This window comes from Streptomyces sp. NPDC102406, from assembly GCF_044765725.1.
Taxonomy (GTDB): domain Bacteria; phylum Actinomycetota; class Actinomycetes; order Streptomycetales; family Streptomycetaceae; genus Streptomyces.
In genome coordinates, this window is sequence record NZ_JBIWKP010000003.1 from 541,630 (window position 1) to 557,544 (window position 15,915).

At 73.5% G+C, this 15,915-nt stretch carries 13 protein-coding genes; 4 read left to right on the plus strand and 9 right to left on the minus strand.

What is annotated here, in order from left to right; all coding sequences use genetic code 11:
* Positions 1-286 precede the first annotated feature (286 nt).
* Complete coding sequence (locus ACIRF8_RS16415; RefSeq protein ID WP_404215913.1) at positions 287-1,639, plus strand: nucleobase:cation symporter-2 family protein; 1,353 nt, start codon at positions 287-289, stop codon at positions 1,637-1,639.
* Positions 1,640-1,676: 37 nt separating this feature from the next.
* Here the strand turns inward: ACIRF8_RS16415 and ACIRF8_RS16420 are convergent, their stop codons facing one another.
* The 4 genes from ACIRF8_RS16420 to ACIRF8_RS16435 all read right to left on the minus strand — a co-directional run bounded on the left by ACIRF8_RS16420 (position 1,677) and on the right by ACIRF8_RS16435 (position 6,284).
* Positions 1,677-2,486, minus strand: a complete 810-nt coding sequence (locus tag ACIRF8_RS16420; protein ID WP_404215915.1) for a chitosanase — start codon at positions 2,484-2,486, stop codon at positions 1,677-1,679.
* A gap of 156 nt (positions 2,487-2,642) precedes the next feature.
* On the minus strand, positions 2,643-4,832 hold the full coding sequence (locus tag ACIRF8_RS16425; RefSeq protein ID WP_404215288.1) for an alpha-N-acetylglucosaminidase: 2,190 nt from the start codon (positions 4,830-4,832) through the stop codon (positions 2,643-2,645).
* Between the two features lie 135 nt (positions 4,833-4,967).
* Positions 4,968-5,618 (minus strand): hypothetical protein, encoded by a 651-nt coding sequence (locus tag ACIRF8_RS16430; RefSeq protein WP_404215290.1) that lies wholly within the window; start codon positions 5,616-5,618, stop codon positions 4,968-4,970.
* 63 nt (positions 5,619-5,681) lie between these two features.
* Positions 5,682-6,284, minus strand: a complete 603-nt coding sequence (locus tag ACIRF8_RS16435) for a histidine phosphatase family protein (RefSeq protein ID WP_404215292.1) — start codon at positions 6,282-6,284, stop codon at positions 5,682-5,684.
* A 224-nt stretch (positions 6,285-6,508) separates the two neighbouring features.
* Here ACIRF8_RS16435 and ACIRF8_RS16440 point away from each other — a divergent pair, with 224 nt between their 5' ends.
* Complete coding sequence (locus tag ACIRF8_RS16440; protein WP_404215294.1) at positions 6,509-9,364, plus strand: DEAD/DEAH box helicase; 2,856 nt, start codon at positions 6,509-6,511, stop codon at positions 9,362-9,364.
* A complete protein-coding gene (locus ACIRF8_RS16445; protein ID WP_404215296.1) occupies positions 9,361-10,671 on the plus strand; it encodes a hypothetical protein in 1,311 nt (436 codons plus the stop codon). The genes ACIRF8_RS16440 and ACIRF8_RS16445 overlap by 4 nt, the downstream gene beginning before the upstream one ends.
* 16 nt (positions 10,672-10,687) lie before the next feature.
* Here ACIRF8_RS16445 and ACIRF8_RS16450 read toward each other — a convergent pair whose 3' ends face one another.
* The 3 genes from ACIRF8_RS16450 to ACIRF8_RS16460 are packed head-to-tail and all read right to left on the minus strand — an operon-like array spanning position 10,688 to position 13,007.
* On the minus strand, positions 10,688-11,146 hold the full coding sequence (locus ACIRF8_RS16450; protein ID WP_404215298.1) for a hypothetical protein: 459 nt from the start codon (positions 11,144-11,146) through the stop codon (positions 10,688-10,690).
* Positions 11,147-11,767 (minus strand): peptidase, encoded by a 621-nt coding sequence (locus ACIRF8_RS16455; RefSeq protein WP_404215300.1) that lies wholly within the window; start codon positions 11,765-11,767, stop codon positions 11,147-11,149.
* 31 nt (positions 11,768-11,798) lie between these two features.
* Complete coding sequence (locus ACIRF8_RS16460; RefSeq protein WP_404215302.1) at positions 11,799-13,007, minus strand: pyridoxal phosphate-dependent aminotransferase; 1,209 nt, start codon at positions 13,005-13,007, stop codon at positions 11,799-11,801.
* A 111-nt stretch (positions 13,008-13,118) separates the two neighbouring features.
* On the opposite strand from ACIRF8_RS16460, the gene ACIRF8_RS16465 reads away from it, so the two are divergent.
* Positions 13,119-13,760: a winged helix-turn-helix transcriptional regulator gene (locus tag ACIRF8_RS16465; RefSeq protein ID WP_404215304.1), complete on the plus strand. Its 642-nt coding sequence runs from the start codon at positions 13,119-13,121 to the stop codon at positions 13,758-13,760.
* A 105-nt stretch (positions 13,761-13,865) separates the two neighbouring features.
* Here ACIRF8_RS16465 and ACIRF8_RS16470 read toward each other — a convergent pair whose 3' ends face one another.
* Both ACIRF8_RS16470 and ACIRF8_RS16475 read right to left on the minus strand, forming a co-directional pair.
* The gene (locus ACIRF8_RS16470) at positions 13,866-14,624 is read right to left on the minus strand and encodes a hypothetical protein (RefSeq protein WP_404215306.1); all 759 of its coding nucleotides are present in this window, start codon (positions 14,622-14,624) and stop codon (positions 13,866-13,868) included.
* The gene (locus ACIRF8_RS16475) at positions 14,624-15,907 is read right to left on the minus strand and encodes a VWA domain-containing protein (protein WP_404215308.1); all 1,284 of its coding nucleotides are present in this window, start codon (positions 15,905-15,907) and stop codon (positions 14,624-14,626) included. The genes ACIRF8_RS16470 and ACIRF8_RS16475 overlap by 1 nt, the downstream gene beginning before the upstream one ends.
* Positions 15,908-15,915 lie beyond the last annotated feature (8 nt).

Consider the following 15,915-nt stretch of genomic DNA (forward strand, 5'->3'; position numbering starts at 1 on the left):
CCGAGCAGCCGAGCGGGCTGCTCGGGTGCCGCCCCGGAACGTGGCCCGAAGCTTCACGTCGCCGGGGCGGTCAGTACTACCTGGGCGCATGACAACCGAATAGCGAGCACCACCTTGCACCACCTCCCAGAAGCGAAAAGTGCCGGCGGCGTGCCGGGGCTGGAAAACAACCGGAGGAGCCGCAGTGGCGACGAAGCCCAGGTTCACCAAGCAAGGCACCACCCCCGCGGAGCAGGACACGGGGCATACCAAACATCCGGTCGACGAGACGCTGCCCCCGCTGAAGATGGCGACGACGGGGTTGCAGCACGTCGCGGCGATGTACGCGGGCGTGGTCGCGCCCCCGCTCATCGTCGGCGCGTACATAGGACTCTCCGCGAAGGAACTCACCTTCCTCACCGGTGCCTGCCTCTTCACGGCGGGTCTCGCCACCTTCCTCCAGACGCTCGGCATCTGGCGGATCGGCGCCCGGCTGCCCTTCGTGAACGGCGTGACGTTCGCGGGGGTCGCCCCGATGCTCGCCGTCGTCGACTCGACGAAGGACAAGGACGACGCGCTGCCGATCATCTTCGGCGCGGTCATCGTCGCCGGTGTCCTCGGCTTCGTCGCGGCGCCTTTCTTCTCCAAGGCGATCCGCTTCTTCCCACCGGTCGTCACCGGCACGGTCATCACGCTCATCGGCATCTCCCTGATGCCCGTCGCGTTCGGCTGGGCGCAGGGTCCCGACACCAAGGCGTCGGACTACGGCTCGATGAAGAACCTGGCCCTCGCCGGGACCACCCTCGTGATCGTGCTGCTCCTGCGCCGCTTCACGACCGGGTTCGTCAAGCAGATCGCGGTCCTCCTCGGCCTGGTCGTCGGCACGGTGGTCGCGATCCCGTTCGGTGTCACGGACTTCTCGCCGGTCGGCGACGCGGACATCATCGGCTTCCCCACGCCGTTCCATTTCGGCGCACCCCAGTTCGCGGGGGCGGCCATCGTCTCCCTCTGCGTCGTCATGGTCGTCTCGATGACCGAGTCGACGGCCGACATGCTCGCGCTCGGCGAGATCGTGGAGCGCCCCGCCGACGAGCGGACCATCGCGGCGGGCCTGCGCGCCGACACCCTGGGGACGGCGATCAGCCCCCTGTTCAACGGCTTCATGTGCAGCGCGTTCGCGCAGAACATCGGCCTGGTCGCGATGACGAAGATCCGCAGCCGGTACGTGGTGGCGACCGGCGGCGCGTTCCTCGTCCTGATGGGGCTGTGCCCCGTCGCGGCCTCGCTGATCGCGGTCGTGCCGCGCCCGGTGCTCGGCGGCGCGGGGGTCGTGCTGTTCGGGTCGGTCGCGGCCAGCGGCATCCAGACCCTGGTCAAGGCCAACCTGGAGAAGGACAACAACGTCCTCATCGTGGCCGTCTCGCTCGCCGTCGGGCTCATCCCGATCGCGGCACCGGAGTTCTACCACGCGTTCCCGGACACCGCGAAGATCATCCTGGACTCGGGGATCTCGACGGGCTGCGTCGCCGCCGTCCTCCTCAACCTCGTCTTCAACCACATCGGCCGCCACCGCGACGCGGACGACGTCACCTCGCCGATGGAACCGGGCGGAGCCATCGTCGAGCAGCGGACGGGGGCGAGCGCGGCCACGGCGCACTGACGCCCGGCCGTGGGCCGGGCGCCCGCGCGCCGCTGCGTCAGCCGATGTGGAAGCTCTCCCCGTAGACCTTCCAGTCCAGCGGCGGGTCCAGGTTCAGGTTGCCCTTCTTCAGGAAGACGCGCTGCGCCGTGTCGACGCGGCTGGTGTCGCTGTGCGCCTCCTCCTGGCGCATGGCCCACACCCGTGCGTCGAGGAAGGCGTTCAGCCAGGTCACCTCGGAGCCGCCCTGGGCGGGCGGCTTCGCCTTGCCGAGGGCGCGCTTGCGGATGCTGCGGAAGCTGGTCGGGTCGGAGCCGTCGCCGTGCATCACGATCGCGTCGTAGTACGTGAACTGGCCGAGCGTGCCCACGCCGTCGGCCTTGCCCTGGCTGACCGACGGGTTGAAGTAGACCCGGTCGCGCTCGTCGTTCTGCGCCTGCTGGAAGGCGGAGTCCTGGGCCGCCCTCGCCCAGTCGCGGGGGAAGTTCGGGTCGAGCCCGTCGTGCGAGTCGCTGCCGTCGACCTCGCGCAGCGCGGGCAGGTACTTCGCGAGGACGTTGCCCGGCTTGCGGGCGGTGTAGAGCTCGACGAGGTCGAGCATGTCGCCGGTGCCCGAGCAGAAGCCGATGATGCCGGCGGTGTAGCCGCGCCCGTCGTCTATGTCCTCGATGTACCCGTACTGGCCCTTCCAGTCGAGCGAGGAGTTCTCGGCGCTCGACACGAGTTGCATGGCGATCTCCTTCTTCGCCGGGTCGTCGAGTCCGGCGGCGGCCGACGGGGCGGCGGTGGCGATCCGCGTGGACAGCAAGGGCGCCGTGAGGGCGGTGGCGCCGAGGAAGGTGAGAAGAGTGCGACGGGAGGTGTGCATGTGGGGGGTGAACACAGTGCCTCCTAGAGGGGAGTTCGTCGTGCCAACGACTGTTAGGAAGGTTTCCTACCAGAGATTGGGGATGACGTATACCCGTCAAGTCAGCTTGGTCGACAACGGGCCGGGGCCGCCCGGCCCCGGCCCCGGCGGACTCGCTCAGGCCCTGCGCAGCCGTTCGCGCACCTGAACAGCGACTTTGTACGTGTTCCCGGTCGGGTGGATGCGCAACTCGCCCGGAGCGCGGACCCAGGCGTCCTCCAGGGCGAACCAGTCCACCGGCTCGGGCTCTCGCCGCTCGTCGAGCGCCGTGCGGAGCGTCGCGAAGTACGTCACCCAGCGCGTGCGGTACAGACCGCCGACGAGCCCGGCCCACTCCCGGTTGGCGTAGTCGCGCAACCCGGCCTCGGCCCCCGCGCGCGTCCCCCACGACGTCACCAGGGAGAGCTGGTCGTACCCCAGACGGTCGCGCTCCGCGTCGTCGGCGCCCCAGGCGCGCGCGTCCGCGACCCAGCGCCCCAGCAGATGCCGCGCGTCGGTGGCGAGCAGCCGCTCCAGCAGATCCATCAGATCCAGCCACGCGCGGCTCAGCCGGTCCAGACCGGCCGCGTCCCCGGCCTCGTACACATCCTTGATCCGGGGCAGCAGGGCGCGGCTGCGGTTGGAGAGGGTCTGGCGGGCCACGTCCAGGAGATCGGTGCGGTACGCCGACGAGTGCCGCAGCTCCGGGCGCACCGCCAGCAGATGGTCGAGTGCCTTCTCGAACTCGGCCGCGTCGTACCGCAGTTGCTTCGGCGACCAGGACGCGGCGGACCGGGCCGCGAGGGAGGGGCGGGCCCCGAACAGCCCGTCGGCGCCCTCGCCCCAGCCGTCGGCGCGCGTCGTGCCGTACGCGGTGCGCCGCAGCACGTCCCAGGCGGCGACGGCCTCGGGATCACGCCCGCCGTACCGCGCGACGGACCACTCATCGAACCAGTCCCGCAAGTCCAACGGGCTCTCGCGCCAAGCCAGTTCGGAGAACAGCTCGAACGCCGCCGGGTTGTTGTCCGCCGCCTCGGGAAGCAGGGCCGTGCCGCGCAGGGCGCCGCCCGGACGCGTACGCCACCGGTCGTACAGGTCCGCCCAGTCGCGGGTGTTGGCGCCCAGCGTGGTGTGACCGCCGAAGTTCCAGATCGAGCCGAACGCGTAGGGCGTGCCGTCCCAGTCCGCGTCGCGGTCCGTCACCGTCGGGAAGTGGTCGGAGATGCCGTCGACCACGAGCATGCGGCTCTTGTCGACGGCGTTCACGATCGCCTTCGGCGGGTTGCGCCGCCAGCCCAGAATCACCCAGGTCGCCTCCGGATGCGCCGTGCGCAGGGCCTTCTCGACCCCGCGCGCCGCCTCGGCGACCGGCACGTCACCGGCCTTGCCCCCCTCGTGCAGCAGGTCCATCTTGAAGAGGTCGGCCGGGCCGAACATCTCCCGCTGGACGCGGTAGAACGTGGCCGCCACCCGCGCGAAGTGCGCACCGCGCGGATCCAGCCAGTCGGGCCGCCGGTACCCGTACCACTCACCCTGCGCGACCACGTGCGCCCCCGGGTTCCGCTCCGCGAAGCCGGGCGGCACCGTGCCGAAGTAGCCGGGCAGCACCGGCCGCATCCCCAACTCCCGCACCCGGTCGGCGATCCGGCGCCCGAGGCGGGCCCGCTCCGCGAGGAGCCCGGTGGAGACGGGCCCGCCCACCGGACCCGCCATGTTCTGCAACAGCCACCAGGGCTGATGGGCGGGGGAGGGGATCCACTCCCGCAGCTCCCGGTCACCGTGGCCGAACCGGCTCAGCACCCGGTGGTACAGCGCGTCCGCGCCGACGTACACGAGCACCTCGTTGAAGCCGTGCAGGGCGAGGACGTCCAGCTCCCGCTCCCAGTACGACCAGTCGTGGTACGCACCGGTGTAGCCGTCGTTGGTGTCGTTGAGGACGAAGCGGTGCGGGACGTTCGCGGTGCCGGTGAGCGGGTGCGGCGGCGCGGGCAGCAGGCCCGGGAGGTCGAGCTGCTCGCCCGCCCAGGAGATGTTGGCGTGCACCACGTGCTTCAGGTAATGGCGCAGACCCGCCAGTTGCACCGCGGGCGAGGTGCCCGCGACGCGGATGCGCCCGGGCCGCCCGTCGACGCGGAAGCTGTCGCGGGCGCCCGGCAGCGGGCCGAAGGAGAGCTGGTGCGCGTGGTGGCCGAGCAGGCGACGCGCGGCACAGGCCGCGGCGCGCGGGGCGCGGGGCACCGCGTCGTCCGGGGTGGCGGAGGCGCCGGTGCACGACACCACGGCCGATCCGGCGAACGCGGTCAGGAACGTACGACGAGCCAGGGACATGGTGAGTGCATACCCGCCCGCACGGCTCGGCGCATGTCGCCGCGCGGACGGGCCGGGGTGAGGCACGTGAACGGCGGGGTCACCCCGGGCCCGTCGCAGCCCCTGGGCCGGTCGTCTCCCGGGCGAGTGGTGGGGCTACGCCCGTCTCGGTGACGCCAGCAGATAGCGGCCCCCGCCCCGCGTCGCCGCGTGCTCGCTGACCTGCCATCCGGCCTCCTGGAGCGCCACCGCGCAGGCCGCGAGCGAGGCGGGCTCCGGATGGTGCACGGCGACGGCCTCGGGCTGCGGGGTGCCGGTCACGCGGTACCCGGGCGCCGTGCCCGTCGCGGGGAGGCAGCCCGCCGCCTCCAGGGCGAGCGCGGCCGCGTGCGTGAGACGGCTCCGCTCCCAGGCGCAGGGCCGGTCCGTGGAGCCGTCCGCGCTGGTCATACGGCGTATCTCCAGGAGGCCCTGCCAGGCCGTACGCACCTCCCGGGCCCGCGCCGCGGAGGCCACGGCGTCCGCCTCACCGCCGAGCCGCGCCGTGAACACGCCGTCGGAACCGGCCGCCGGGGCTCCGGCCGCCGGTGGAGCGGTCGGCGCCGGACCCGCGGGCTCGTCCCCGGCCTCGCGGAGCCGGTGCCCGGCCGGGGTGAGGAAGTGGTCGTGCGGCGGACGGGGATGCCGGAACGCCAGCTTCAGCGCGACGAGCCGGGTGAGCTGGGCCTCGCTGCCGCTGATCCGGCCCGTCCGCGGATCGGCGGCCTCGATGATGCGCCACTGCGCGGCGGTCGGCGGTCGGGTCATCGTGCACCTCCTGCCGACGATGGTGCACGACGCCACTGACAACGGGTCCCGGCCCGCCGCCGGTCAGTCGCCCGGCGGGCGCAGGTTCCAGCCCGAGACCACCGGTCGGCCGTGTTCCGTGCTCAGCCGGCTCACCGTGCCGGTCGCCAGCAGGAAGTGCGAACCGCCCGAAGGGGGCAGACCAAGGCGCCGCGCGGTCAGCACCCGCAGGAAGTGACTGTGCGAGACCAGCACCACGCTGCCCTCGTTGTTGGCGAGCGCCGCGTCGACCTTGGACAGCATCCGGTCGGCACGCTCCCCGACCTGTTCCGGGGTCTCTCCCGGGTGCTCGGGCGGCCCGGGCGGCACCCCGTCGTCGAAGAGGTACCAGTCGGGGCGGGTGCGCTGGATCTCGCGCGTCGTCACGCCCTCGTAGGCGCCGTAGTCCCACTCCCGCAGATCGGGGTCGACGGTGAACCGGTGCAGACCGGCGAGTTCCGCGGTCTCGCGGGCCCGGCCCAGAGGGCTCACGAAGACGGCCCCGATGTGGTAGCTGCCGACGAGCGGCGCGACCCTGCGCGCTTCTTCGCGGCCGTTCTCGGTGAGCGGGATGTCGGTGAGACCGGTGTGCTGGCCGGTCAGCGCCCACTCGGTCTCGCCGTGCCGGACGAGGAGCAGATCACCCAAGGTACAAGCCTGTTCTGGGTCGGTACTTGACGGGAACATTCTTGAACGAACGGTACACCTGGGCCCGGGCGCGACCCCGCCGACCTGCGCCGCAACGGGCGGCGGGACCCGGGCCGCCGCCCGCGGACCACGGATTGTCAGACCCGGCCCGTAAGGTCTGGAGGGCCGGACGAGCGGTCCGGAGATGTGTGGGCCGAGCGAGTCGAGAGGGAGGTGGCGCGGCCGTGCCGGAGCTCTCCGGCGTCGCCCTGGGCGCCGCCGCCGTCTTCCTGCCCGCGGCCCTGCCGCGCGAGGGGAAGGTCGCGTTCTGGTCGCCGGACGGGGACGGCCTCCCCGGCGCCGACGGGACGATCACGGTCGTGCGGTCGCACGGCCCGGGGGTGCGCGGCCGGGAGGTGCCGGCGCTCGTGCTGCCCGTCGTCGACGCGCTGGCGCCGCTCGTGCGGGCCCGCCGCACCCGAGGCGCCCATCCCGCCCAGGCCGCCTGGGGCGCCGCCGCCGCACACGCTCTGCACCTCGTCGCACGCGGCCGGCTGCTGCCCGGACTGACCGCCGACGATCACGACGCGTGGCGGGCGGGGCCGCTGGACGCGGACGACGTCGCGCAGCTCCAGGGCATCGCCGCCGCCCTCCCCCCGGAGGGGTACGCGACACCGGTGCCCGGCCGCCGACCGCTGCGGCTGCCCGACCCCGAGGCCCTGGTGCGTGCCTTCGTCGACGCGGTGGCCGACGCGCTGCCGCGCACCCCGGCGGCGGCGCACGCGGCGGGCGCCCCGTTCGCGGCGACGGCCGCCCAGCACATCCCGCGCGCCCGGCCCTGGGCCGTCGAGGCGGCGGCCGGGCTCGACGCGGGCGTGCGCGTGTCGCTCCGGCTCGACCTCTCCCAGCAGTCGCTCTTCGACGCGGCCGAGGAGCCCGGGACGCCCGACGAGCCGGTGGCACGGCGCGCCGGGGCCGCCGTCGTCCAGGTGCACAGCCTCGCCGACCCCACGCGCGTGGTCGACGCCGCGCACCTGTGGGCCGGTGACGCCTCCGACCACTTCGGGCCCCGCGCCCGGATCGACGCCGTCCTCGCCGTGCGGCGCGCCGTCGCCGCCTGGCCGCCGCTCGGCCGGCTCCTGGAGCAGGACGTGCCGGACGTGCTCGCGCTCGACGAGAGCGAGCTGATCGACCTGCTCGGGCCCGGCGCGGCCCGCCTCGCGAGGGCCGGGGTCACGGTGCACTGGCCGCGCGAGCTGGCCCGCTCGCTCACCGCGACGGCCGTGGTGCGCGCGCAGACCGCGCCCGGTTCGGCCACCGACGGCACGACCTTCTTCGACAGCGACGAACTGCTTGCGTTCAACTGGCAGTTGGCGCTCGACGGAGACCCGCTCACCGAGCAGGAGATGGACCGGCTCGCCGAGTCGCACCGTGCCGTGGTCCGGCTGCGCGACCAGTGGGTCGTCGTCGACCCCGATCTCGTCCGCAAGGCGCGCAAGCGGGAGCTGGGCCTCCTGCAACCCGTCGACGCGCTGGCCGTCGCGCTCACCGGCGAGGCCGACGTCGACGGGGAGCGCGTCCCCGCCGTGCCCACGGGCCGCCTCGCCGAGCTCCGCGACCGGCTCACCCGGGGCGTCGACACCGTCGAGCAGCCCGCCGGTCTGCACGCGACACTGCGCGACTACCAACTGCGCGGTCTGGCCTGGCTCGACCTCATGACCTCGCTCGGGCTCGGCGGCTGCCTCGCCGACGACATGGGCCTCGGCAAGACGGTCACCCTCATCGCCCTGCACCTGCGCAGGAACCGGACGGCGCCCACCCTCGTCGTCTGCCCCGCCTCCCTGCTGGGCAACTGGCAGCGGGAGGTCACCCGGTTCGCCCCCGGCGTCCCCGTGCGCCGCTTCCACGGCGCCGACCGCGCCCTGGACGGCCTCGACGGCGGCTTCGTCCTCACCACGTACGGCACACTGCGCAGCCGCGCCGCCGAGCTCGCGGGACACACCTGGGGCATGGTCGTCGCCGACGAGGCACAGCACGTGAAGAACCCGAACTCGGCCACGGCGAAGGCGTTGCGCCAGATCGACACCCCCGCGCGCGTGGCGCTCACCGGCACGCCCGTCGAGAACAACCTGTCCGAGCTGTGGGCCCTGCTCGACTGGACGACTCCCGGCCTCCTCGGCCCGCTCAAGGCGTTCCGCGCCCGGCACGCGCGCGCGGTCGAGGGCGAGGTGCCCCTCCAGGACCAGGGCGGGGTGAACCCCGAGGCGATCGAGCGGCTCTCCCGCCTCGTCCGCCCCTTCGTCCTGCGCCGCAAGAAGTCCGACCCGGGCATCGTGCCCGAGCTGCCGCCCAAGACGGAGACCGACCACCCGGCCCCCCTCACCAGGGAACAGGCGTCGCTGTACGAGGCCGTGGTGCGCGAATCCCTGGCGAACATCGAGGCCGCCGAGGGCATCGGCCGCCGCGGTCTCATCATGAAGCTGCTCACCTCGCTCAAGCAGGTCTGCAACCACCCGGCGCACTACCTCAGGGAGGGCGAGGGCGACGGGGCGCGCGCCCGCCTCGCGGGCCGGTCGGGCAAGCTCGCGCTCCTCGACGAACTGCTGGACACGATCGTCGCCGAGGACAACTCGGTCCTGGTCTTCACCCAGTACGTGGCGATGGCGAAGCTCCTCGCCGCTCATCTGGCCACCCGGTCCATCCCCACCCAGTTGCTGCACGGCGGCACCCCCGTAGCCGAGCGCGAGCGCATGGTGGATCGCTTCCAGGCCGGTGAGGTCCCCGTGTTCCTGCTGTCGCTGAAAGCCGCGGGCACCGGACTCAACCTCACGCGCGCGAGCCATGTCGTGCACTACGACCGCTGGTGGAACCCGGCGGTGGAGGAGCAGGCCACCGACCGCGCGTACCGCATCGGGCAGACCCAGCCCGTCCAGGTGCACCGCCTCGTCACCGAGGGGACCGTCGAGGACCGGATCGCCGAACTGCTCGCGTCCAAGCGGGCGCTGGCCGACGCGGTGCTCGGCTCCGGCGAGGCGGCGCTCACCGAGCTGACCGACCGGGAGCTGACCGACCTGGTCGCGCTGCGCAGGGGGCAGGCATGAGCCCCGACCGCGGCGGACGCCGCGGCGCGCACATCCCCGGCCGGGCCGGGAGCGCCGAGCAGGCGCGGGCCCGGCACACGGACACGCGTCGCACGTTCCCGCCGCTGCCGCCCCGCGCCCGGCCGGGCGCCACCCCCGCCCTGACCTGGTGGGGCAACGCGTGGGTGGAGGCACTGGAGGACACCGCCCTCGACCCGGCCCGCCTCGCGCGCGGCCGTGCCTACGCCGACCGCGGCCACGTCGACGCGATCACCGTCGTCCCCGGCCGCGTCCTCGCCTACGTCCACGGATCACGGCCCCGCCCGTACCGGGCCGAACTGCGGCTGCGCACCCTGACGGAGGAGCAGTGGACCCGCTTCGTGGAGACGGCCGCGGCCCGCCCCGAGCACATGGCGTCCCTGCTCGACAAGGACGTGCCGCACGCGCTCGCCGCCGCCGTCGACCTGCTGCCCGCCGTCGACGACCTGCTCCCCGAGTGCAATTGCCCGGACCCCGCCGAGCTCTGCAAGCACGCGGCGGCCCTCTGCTACCAGACGGCACGCCTCATCGACGAGGACCCCTTCGTCCTGTTCCTGCTGCGCGGCCGGGGCGAGCAGGAGCTGCTCGCCGATCTCACGCGCCGCAACGCGGTGCACACGGCGCAGGAGCGGCACACCGGACAGGCACCGGCCCTCGACTCGGTCCCCGCCCGGGACGCGCTCGCCCGGGCGGCTCGGCTGCCGGCGCTCCCGCCGGAGTTCCCCGTGCCCGTCCACCCCGAGCGGCCCCCGTCGTACCCGCAGGCGCCGGACGCGCCCGACCCGCTCGCCCTCGACCTGCTGGCCACGGAGGCGGGCGTGCGCGCGCACACCCTGCTGACCACCGGCACCGACCCGCTCGCCGGTCTCACCCCCTGGCAGGACGCCGTCCGGCTGGCCGCCGCCCACCCCGGCTCGGGCCTCACCGCGGCCACCCGCGCGCTGTACGCCTCGCTGGCCCGGGGCACCGGCCGCACCCCGGTCGACCTCGCCCGCGCGGTCGCCGCCTGGCGTCAGGGCGGACCGGCCGGACTGTCCGTCCTGGAGGAGGAGTGGGACCCGCCGGCGGGCCCCTTCGACCGCGCCCGCCCCGCCCTGCTCGCCACGGGCGCCCCTGAGTTCCGCCCCCGCCGCAACCACCTGTCGTCGGTGGCCGTCCAACTCCGCCTGGGCCGCGACGGTTTGTGGTACGGCTACGAGTCCGACCCCGGCCGGGACGACTGGTGGCCCCGCGGCGACCCGAGCCCCGACCCCGTGGCGGCCCTGGACTCCCTGCTCGGCCGGGGCTGACTGCGCGCGCCCAGGGCTACTGCACGCTGGGTGCCGCCGCCTCCACGAACGCGGACAGCGCGTCCTTGCAGCGCTGCGAACGCCGGTCGCGGTCCTCCTCGTCCACCGCCTCGTGCAGGCAGTTCGCCGACTCGAAGGCGCTCTCCGCCAGTTGCCGCAACCGCGGTACGTCGCAGACCAGTTGGACCCGGGCCAGCGCCTGACGCGCCGTGATCCGGGCCTCGTACGAGGCGAAGCGCGCCGCCTCCGCCTCCGGGGCGCCGGGCTGCTCGTGGGCGCGGAACCAGCGGTCGTTCTGGCTGCGCCGATAGTCGAAGAGGGCGCTCGCGAACCCGCTGTAACTGGCGATGCGTTCCTGCCGGAGCTGCTCCGCCCGGGCCAGCTCGGCGCTGCGGACCGTCGCCCGCCCCTGGAAATAGTGGGTGACGACCGAGCCCAGCAAGGTACCGATCACCGCTATCAGTGCCGCGTCCACCTACGCCTCCGTGACCAGGGACATGCCCCGCCCCGCGAAGTAGTCGCCGAAGCGCTGCACCGGCAGGTCCGCCGTCCGCGTCGCCGCGTCCGTGCCCGAGGGGTTGTGGAAGTGGAGGCCCGCACCGTCCGGCGTCCGGGACGTGACCAGGACCAGATGGCCGCCGCGGCCGGGAGCGGGCTCGTGGGGGCGGCGGATCGCGTGGTGCACGGAGGCGATGACGAGGCGCCCCGCGTCGAGCAGTTCGCCGATCCCGTCGGTCGTCAGCTCGCGGTGCACCCGCGCTCGGACGCCGTGCGTCTCCGCCATGTACGCGGCGGCGGGCGCGTAGACCATGCCGTGGATCACGCCGTCGGTGTCCACCGTGTACGCGCCGGACTTCAGCGCGCCGTCGCGGAGTTCGAAGAGGGAGGGCGCTTCGGTGCCCAGGGCCATGCGCAGGCAGGTCACCCCGCACAGATGGCCGCACCAGCGCGCGTAGTCCTCCACCGTCGCCGCGCCCGACTCCCGCCACGCGGGGTCCCGGGCCCGGTCGAACCGCCCCGAGACGATCGGGCCGACCAGGTCGGGCGAGGCGAACTGCGTGTGGCTGGGGTACGCGCACGAGGCGCAGGCTGTCACTGACTCTCCAGGCGGTCCGGCGAGGGCCGCCTCACTGGCGGTAGCCGCTCAGGAAGCGGCCGATCCGGCTGATGGCGGCGTCGAGATCGTCAGCGTACGGGAGGGTGAGGATGCGGAAGTGGTCGGGCCGCGGCCAGTTGAAGCCGGTGCCCTGGACCACCTGGATCTTCTCGCGGAGCAGCAGGTCCAGGACGAACTTCTCGTCGTCGACGATGCGGTGGACCTTCGGATCGAGGCGCGGGAAGGCGTAGAGGGCGCCCTTCGGCTTGACGCAGCTCACGCCGGGGATCTCGTTCAGCTTCTCCCACGCCTTGTCGCGCTGCTCGTGCAACCGGCCGCCGGGCGCGGTGAGTTCACGGATCGACTGGCGGCCCCCGAGCGCGGCCTGGATGGCGTACTGCGCGGGCGCGTTCGGGCACAGCCGCATGGAGGCGAGCATCGTCAGGCCCTCCAGGTAGTTCTTCGCGTGCTGCTGCGGACCCGTGACCACCAGCCAGCCCGAGCGGAAGCCCGCGACGCGGTACGTCTTGGAGAGGCCGCAGAAGGTGAGGACGACGAGGTCGGGGGCGAGGGCGGCGGCGCTGTGGTGGACGGCGTCGTCGTACAGGATCTGGTCGTAGATCTCGTCGGCGAAGACCATCAGGCCGTGTCGGCGGGCGAGGTCGAGGATGCCCTCGACGATCTCCTTCGGGTAGACGGCGCCGGTGGGGTTGTTGGGGTTGATGATGACGACGGCCTTGGTGCGGTCCGTGATCTTGGACGCCATGTCGTCCAGGTCCGGGTACCAGTCGGACTGTTCGTCGCAGAGGTAGTGGACGGCCTTGCCGCCGGAGAGTGTGGTGACGGCCGTCCAGAGCGGGAAGTCGGGGGCCGGGATGAGGACTTCGTCGCCGTCCTCCAAGAGCGCCTGGACGGCCATCGTCACCAGCTCGGAGACGCCGTTGCCGAGGAAGACGTCGTTCACGCCGACGTCGAGACCGAGCGCCTGGTACCGCTGGGCGACCGCGCGCCGGGCCGAGAGGACGCCGCGCGAGTCGGTGTAGCCGTGCGCCTGCGGCAGCATCCGGATCATGTCCTGGACGATCTCCTCCGGCGCCTCGAAGCCGAACAGCGCGGGGTTGCCCGTGTTCAGGCGCAGCACACTGTGGCCCGCCTCCTCCAGGGCGTTCGCGTGCTCGATCACCGGGCCGCGGATCTCGTAGCAGACCTCGCTCAGCTTGCTCGACTGCCGGAACTCCATGCGCGTGCCCTCCAGGCGTACCAGGGTGTCTGTGCGTACCAGTGACCGTTGTTGCTTGGTTTTACCAAGTAGGAGCTTGGAAAGTCCAACAAGTTGCATAGACTGCGAGCCATGCCACGCCGAAGCTACGACCAGTACTGCGCCGCTGCCCGCGCCCTCGACGCCGTCGGCGACCGCTGGACGCTCCTGATCGTCCGGGAGCTCCTCGCGGGGCCGCGCCGCTACACCGACCTCCACGCCGATCTGCCGGGCGTCAGTACGGACATGCTGGCCACGCGCCTGAAGGACATGGAGCGCGACGGCCTCGCCACGCGCCGCAGGCTCCCCGCCCCCGCCTCGGCCTACGTCTACGAACTCACCGCGCGCGGACGGCGGTTGCTGCCCGTGCTCCAGGCGCTGGGAGAGTGGGGCGCGGCCGAACTCGGCGAGCGACGGCCCACGGACGCGGTGCGGGCGCACTGGCTCGCGCTGCCGGTGCTGCGGGAACTGGCGGGCCTGGGGGAGACCGGCGTCGTCGAAGTCCGCCTCGACGAGGGCGAGTTCCATGTGCGGGTCGGCGGCGAAGGCGGCTACGGCGAGGGGCCCTGGACGGGCGGTGACCCCGACGCGCGGCTGACGTTCGACGCGGAGACGGGTGATGAGATCGCCCGGGCGGAGGTGGGCCTGACCGAGGCCGTCGCGCAGGGGCGGATCGAGGTCACCGGGGACGGTCCGCTGGCCAAGGCGTTGCGCCAGCGCGGCCCCGGCGCCTGAGAGGACCTGAGAAGGAAAGGGCCTGAAAAGGGGAGAGGCTCCGCCCGGTCCCCGCTTCTCGACCGCCGGTCGGGGCGCGAAGGGGGGCGGGGCGGAGCCGGTGGCTCAGGCGGTGGGCGGCACCCGGCCGGGGCGGCCCGCACCCCGGGTCAGCGCGTAACCGCCGATCCCCGCCAGGGCGGCGAGCACCGCGCCCGCGCCGGTCCAGAGCCAGCGGCTGGTCCACCAGCCGGACGCCCAGTCCTGGTCGTCGGTGGTGCGGGCCGAGACCGCGGCCAGCGGGGTCGACAGCGAACCGTCCACCGCCGCCGCGCCGCCCATGTCCTTCGACGCCACCTCGGCCGACGCCGACACCGGCAGCCCGAGATCGCTGTCGGCCAGCCCGGTCACCGTGAGCCGTACGAAGTACATGCCGGGCAGCGGGTCGTTCGCCCACGGCTCGGACCAGGCCCGCACCGCGCGCAGCGTGCACGCGAGGTCGACCCGCGCCGCGTCGGCGGCCACCGTGCGCGCCTGCGTCCCGTACATGCAGGACTGGCGGCGGCGCAGCCCGTCGTACACGTCGATCCGCCAGGTCTGCGCGCCGTGCCGGGCCTGCGCCTCGGGCAGGTCGACCGTGGCCCGCACCGTCGGCCGCTGCCCGGAGTCGGCGGGGAACGACCAGTACAGGTAGTCGCCCGTGGCCGCGCTCGCCGTCGCCTTCTGCTCCTGCGCGATCGGCGTCGCCGTACGGAACGACGTACCCGCCTCCGTCGGCGCCTTCGCCGCCTCGTCGTCACCGGCGGCGACGGCGGACCCCGTGAACGCGGCCAGGGACGCGCAGCCCAGCAGCAGCCCTGTCACGAACAGCCTTGTACGTCGCATCAGTTGGTCCTCCATACGGCGACACGCCAGCGCGAGATCCAGCCCCACAGCACACCCGCGAGGAAGCCGACCACGACCAGCGCGACCAGCAGCCACCAGCCGTGGCCCAGACCGAACGCCGCCACGTCGGACGCCCCGTCGGGTCCGTCGACCACGTCGACGGCCAGCTCGACCGGCAGGCCGGGGGTGGTCTTCACCGAGGCGGGCGCGGAGTAGGAGTTCGAGACCTGGAGACAGACCGTCTCCGGCCGGGCCTCGTCGGACGAGTCCTGCTCGGGTTTCGGGTAGCGCAGCCCCGTCGAGATGACGTCGGTGCGCCCGTCACCGGACTCCTGGCCGCGTACGATCTCCCGGCCGTGGGTGGTGACGGCCCGCAGCAGCACGCCGTAGTCGCGGTTGACGGCGCGGTCGGCCCCGATGCTCACCGAGGCGCGCAGCTCCTTGCCCGGCCGGAGGTCCACCCGGTAGTAGCGGTGCTCGCCGAACTTCTCGCGGTCCGTGTAGAGACCGGACTTCAGGGCGGGCGCGCTCGCGCAGCTCGCGGCCCCGTCGACGGCGACGGGCGTGACCACGGGATCGGCCGCCCGGTCCACCAACTGCCCGACTCTGTCGGTCAGTTCCTCCTTGTGCCGGACCGAGGTGTACGTGCCCCCGGTGGCGTCGGCGATGCAGGAGAGCTGCGCGCGGGTCTTGGCGTCGGCCACCAGGCCCAGCGTGTCGATGGTGAGGCCGATGCCCTTCGCGGCTATCTCGCGGGCCACCTCGCACGGGTCGAGCGGCTGGCAGGTGTCCTCGCCGTCGCTGATGAGGACGATCCGGCGGGTGCCGCCGCCCTCGCCCGTGTCCAGGTCGTCGGCGGCCTTCAGCAGGGCCGGGCCGATCGGGGTCCAGCCGGTGGGCCGCAGCGTCGCGACGGCGGTCTTCGCGTCGGTGCGGTCCAACGGGCCGACGGGGTAGAGCTGTTCGGTGTCCTTGCAGCCCTTCTTGCGGTCCTCGCCCGGGTAGTTGGCGCCCAGCGTGCGGATGCCGAGCTCGACCTCCTCGGGCGTCGCGTCGAGCACCTCGTTGAACGCCTGCTTCGCCGCGGCCATCCGGGAGTCGCCGTCGATGTCGCGGGCGCGCATGGAGCCGCTGACGTCCAGGACGAGCTCGACCTTGGGGGCGGGCTTGTCCCCGGCGGGCTCGTCGGCGGCGGCCGCGATACCGGCCGGTGCGAGGCCGCCCAGGGCCAGGGCGGCGAGCAGGGCGCCCGCGCCCGCCGCCAGCCGTTGTCTAGTGATCATCGGCGGAT

Coding starts and splice junctions, on each gene's coding strand:
- ACIRF8_RS16445 (WP_404215296.1), top strand. CDS start 9,361: ATGAGCCCCGACCGCGGCGGACGCCGCGGCGCGCACATCCCCGGCCGG.
- ACIRF8_RS16420 (WP_404215915.1), bottom strand. CDS start 2,486: ATGCACACCTCCCGTCGCACTCTTCTCACCTTCCTCGGCGCCACCGCC.
- ACIRF8_RS16475 (WP_404215308.1), bottom strand. CDS start 15,907: ATGATCACTAGACAACGGCTGGCGGCGGGCGCGGGCGCCCTGCTCGCC.
- ACIRF8_RS16460 (WP_404215302.1), bottom strand. CDS start 13,007: ATGGAGTTCCGGCAGTCGAGCAAGCTGAGCGAGGTCTGCTACGAGATC.
- ACIRF8_RS16430 (WP_404215290.1), bottom strand. CDS start 5,618: ATGACCCGACCGCCGACCGCCGCGCAGTGGCGCATCATCGAGGCCGCC.
- ACIRF8_RS16415 (WP_404215913.1), top strand. CDS start 287: ATGGCGACGACGGGGTTGCAGCACGTCGCGGCGATGTACGCGGGCGTG.
- ACIRF8_RS16425 (WP_404215288.1), bottom strand. CDS start 4,832: ATGTCCCTGGCTCGTCGTACGTTCCTGACCGCGTTCGCCGGATCGGCC.
- ACIRF8_RS16465 (WP_404215304.1), top strand. CDS start 13,119: ATGCCACGCCGAAGCTACGACCAGTACTGCGCCGCTGCCCGCGCCCTC.
- ACIRF8_RS16470 (WP_404215306.1), bottom strand. CDS start 14,624: ATGCGACGTACAAGGCTGTTCGTGACAGGGCTGCTGCTGGGCTGCGCG.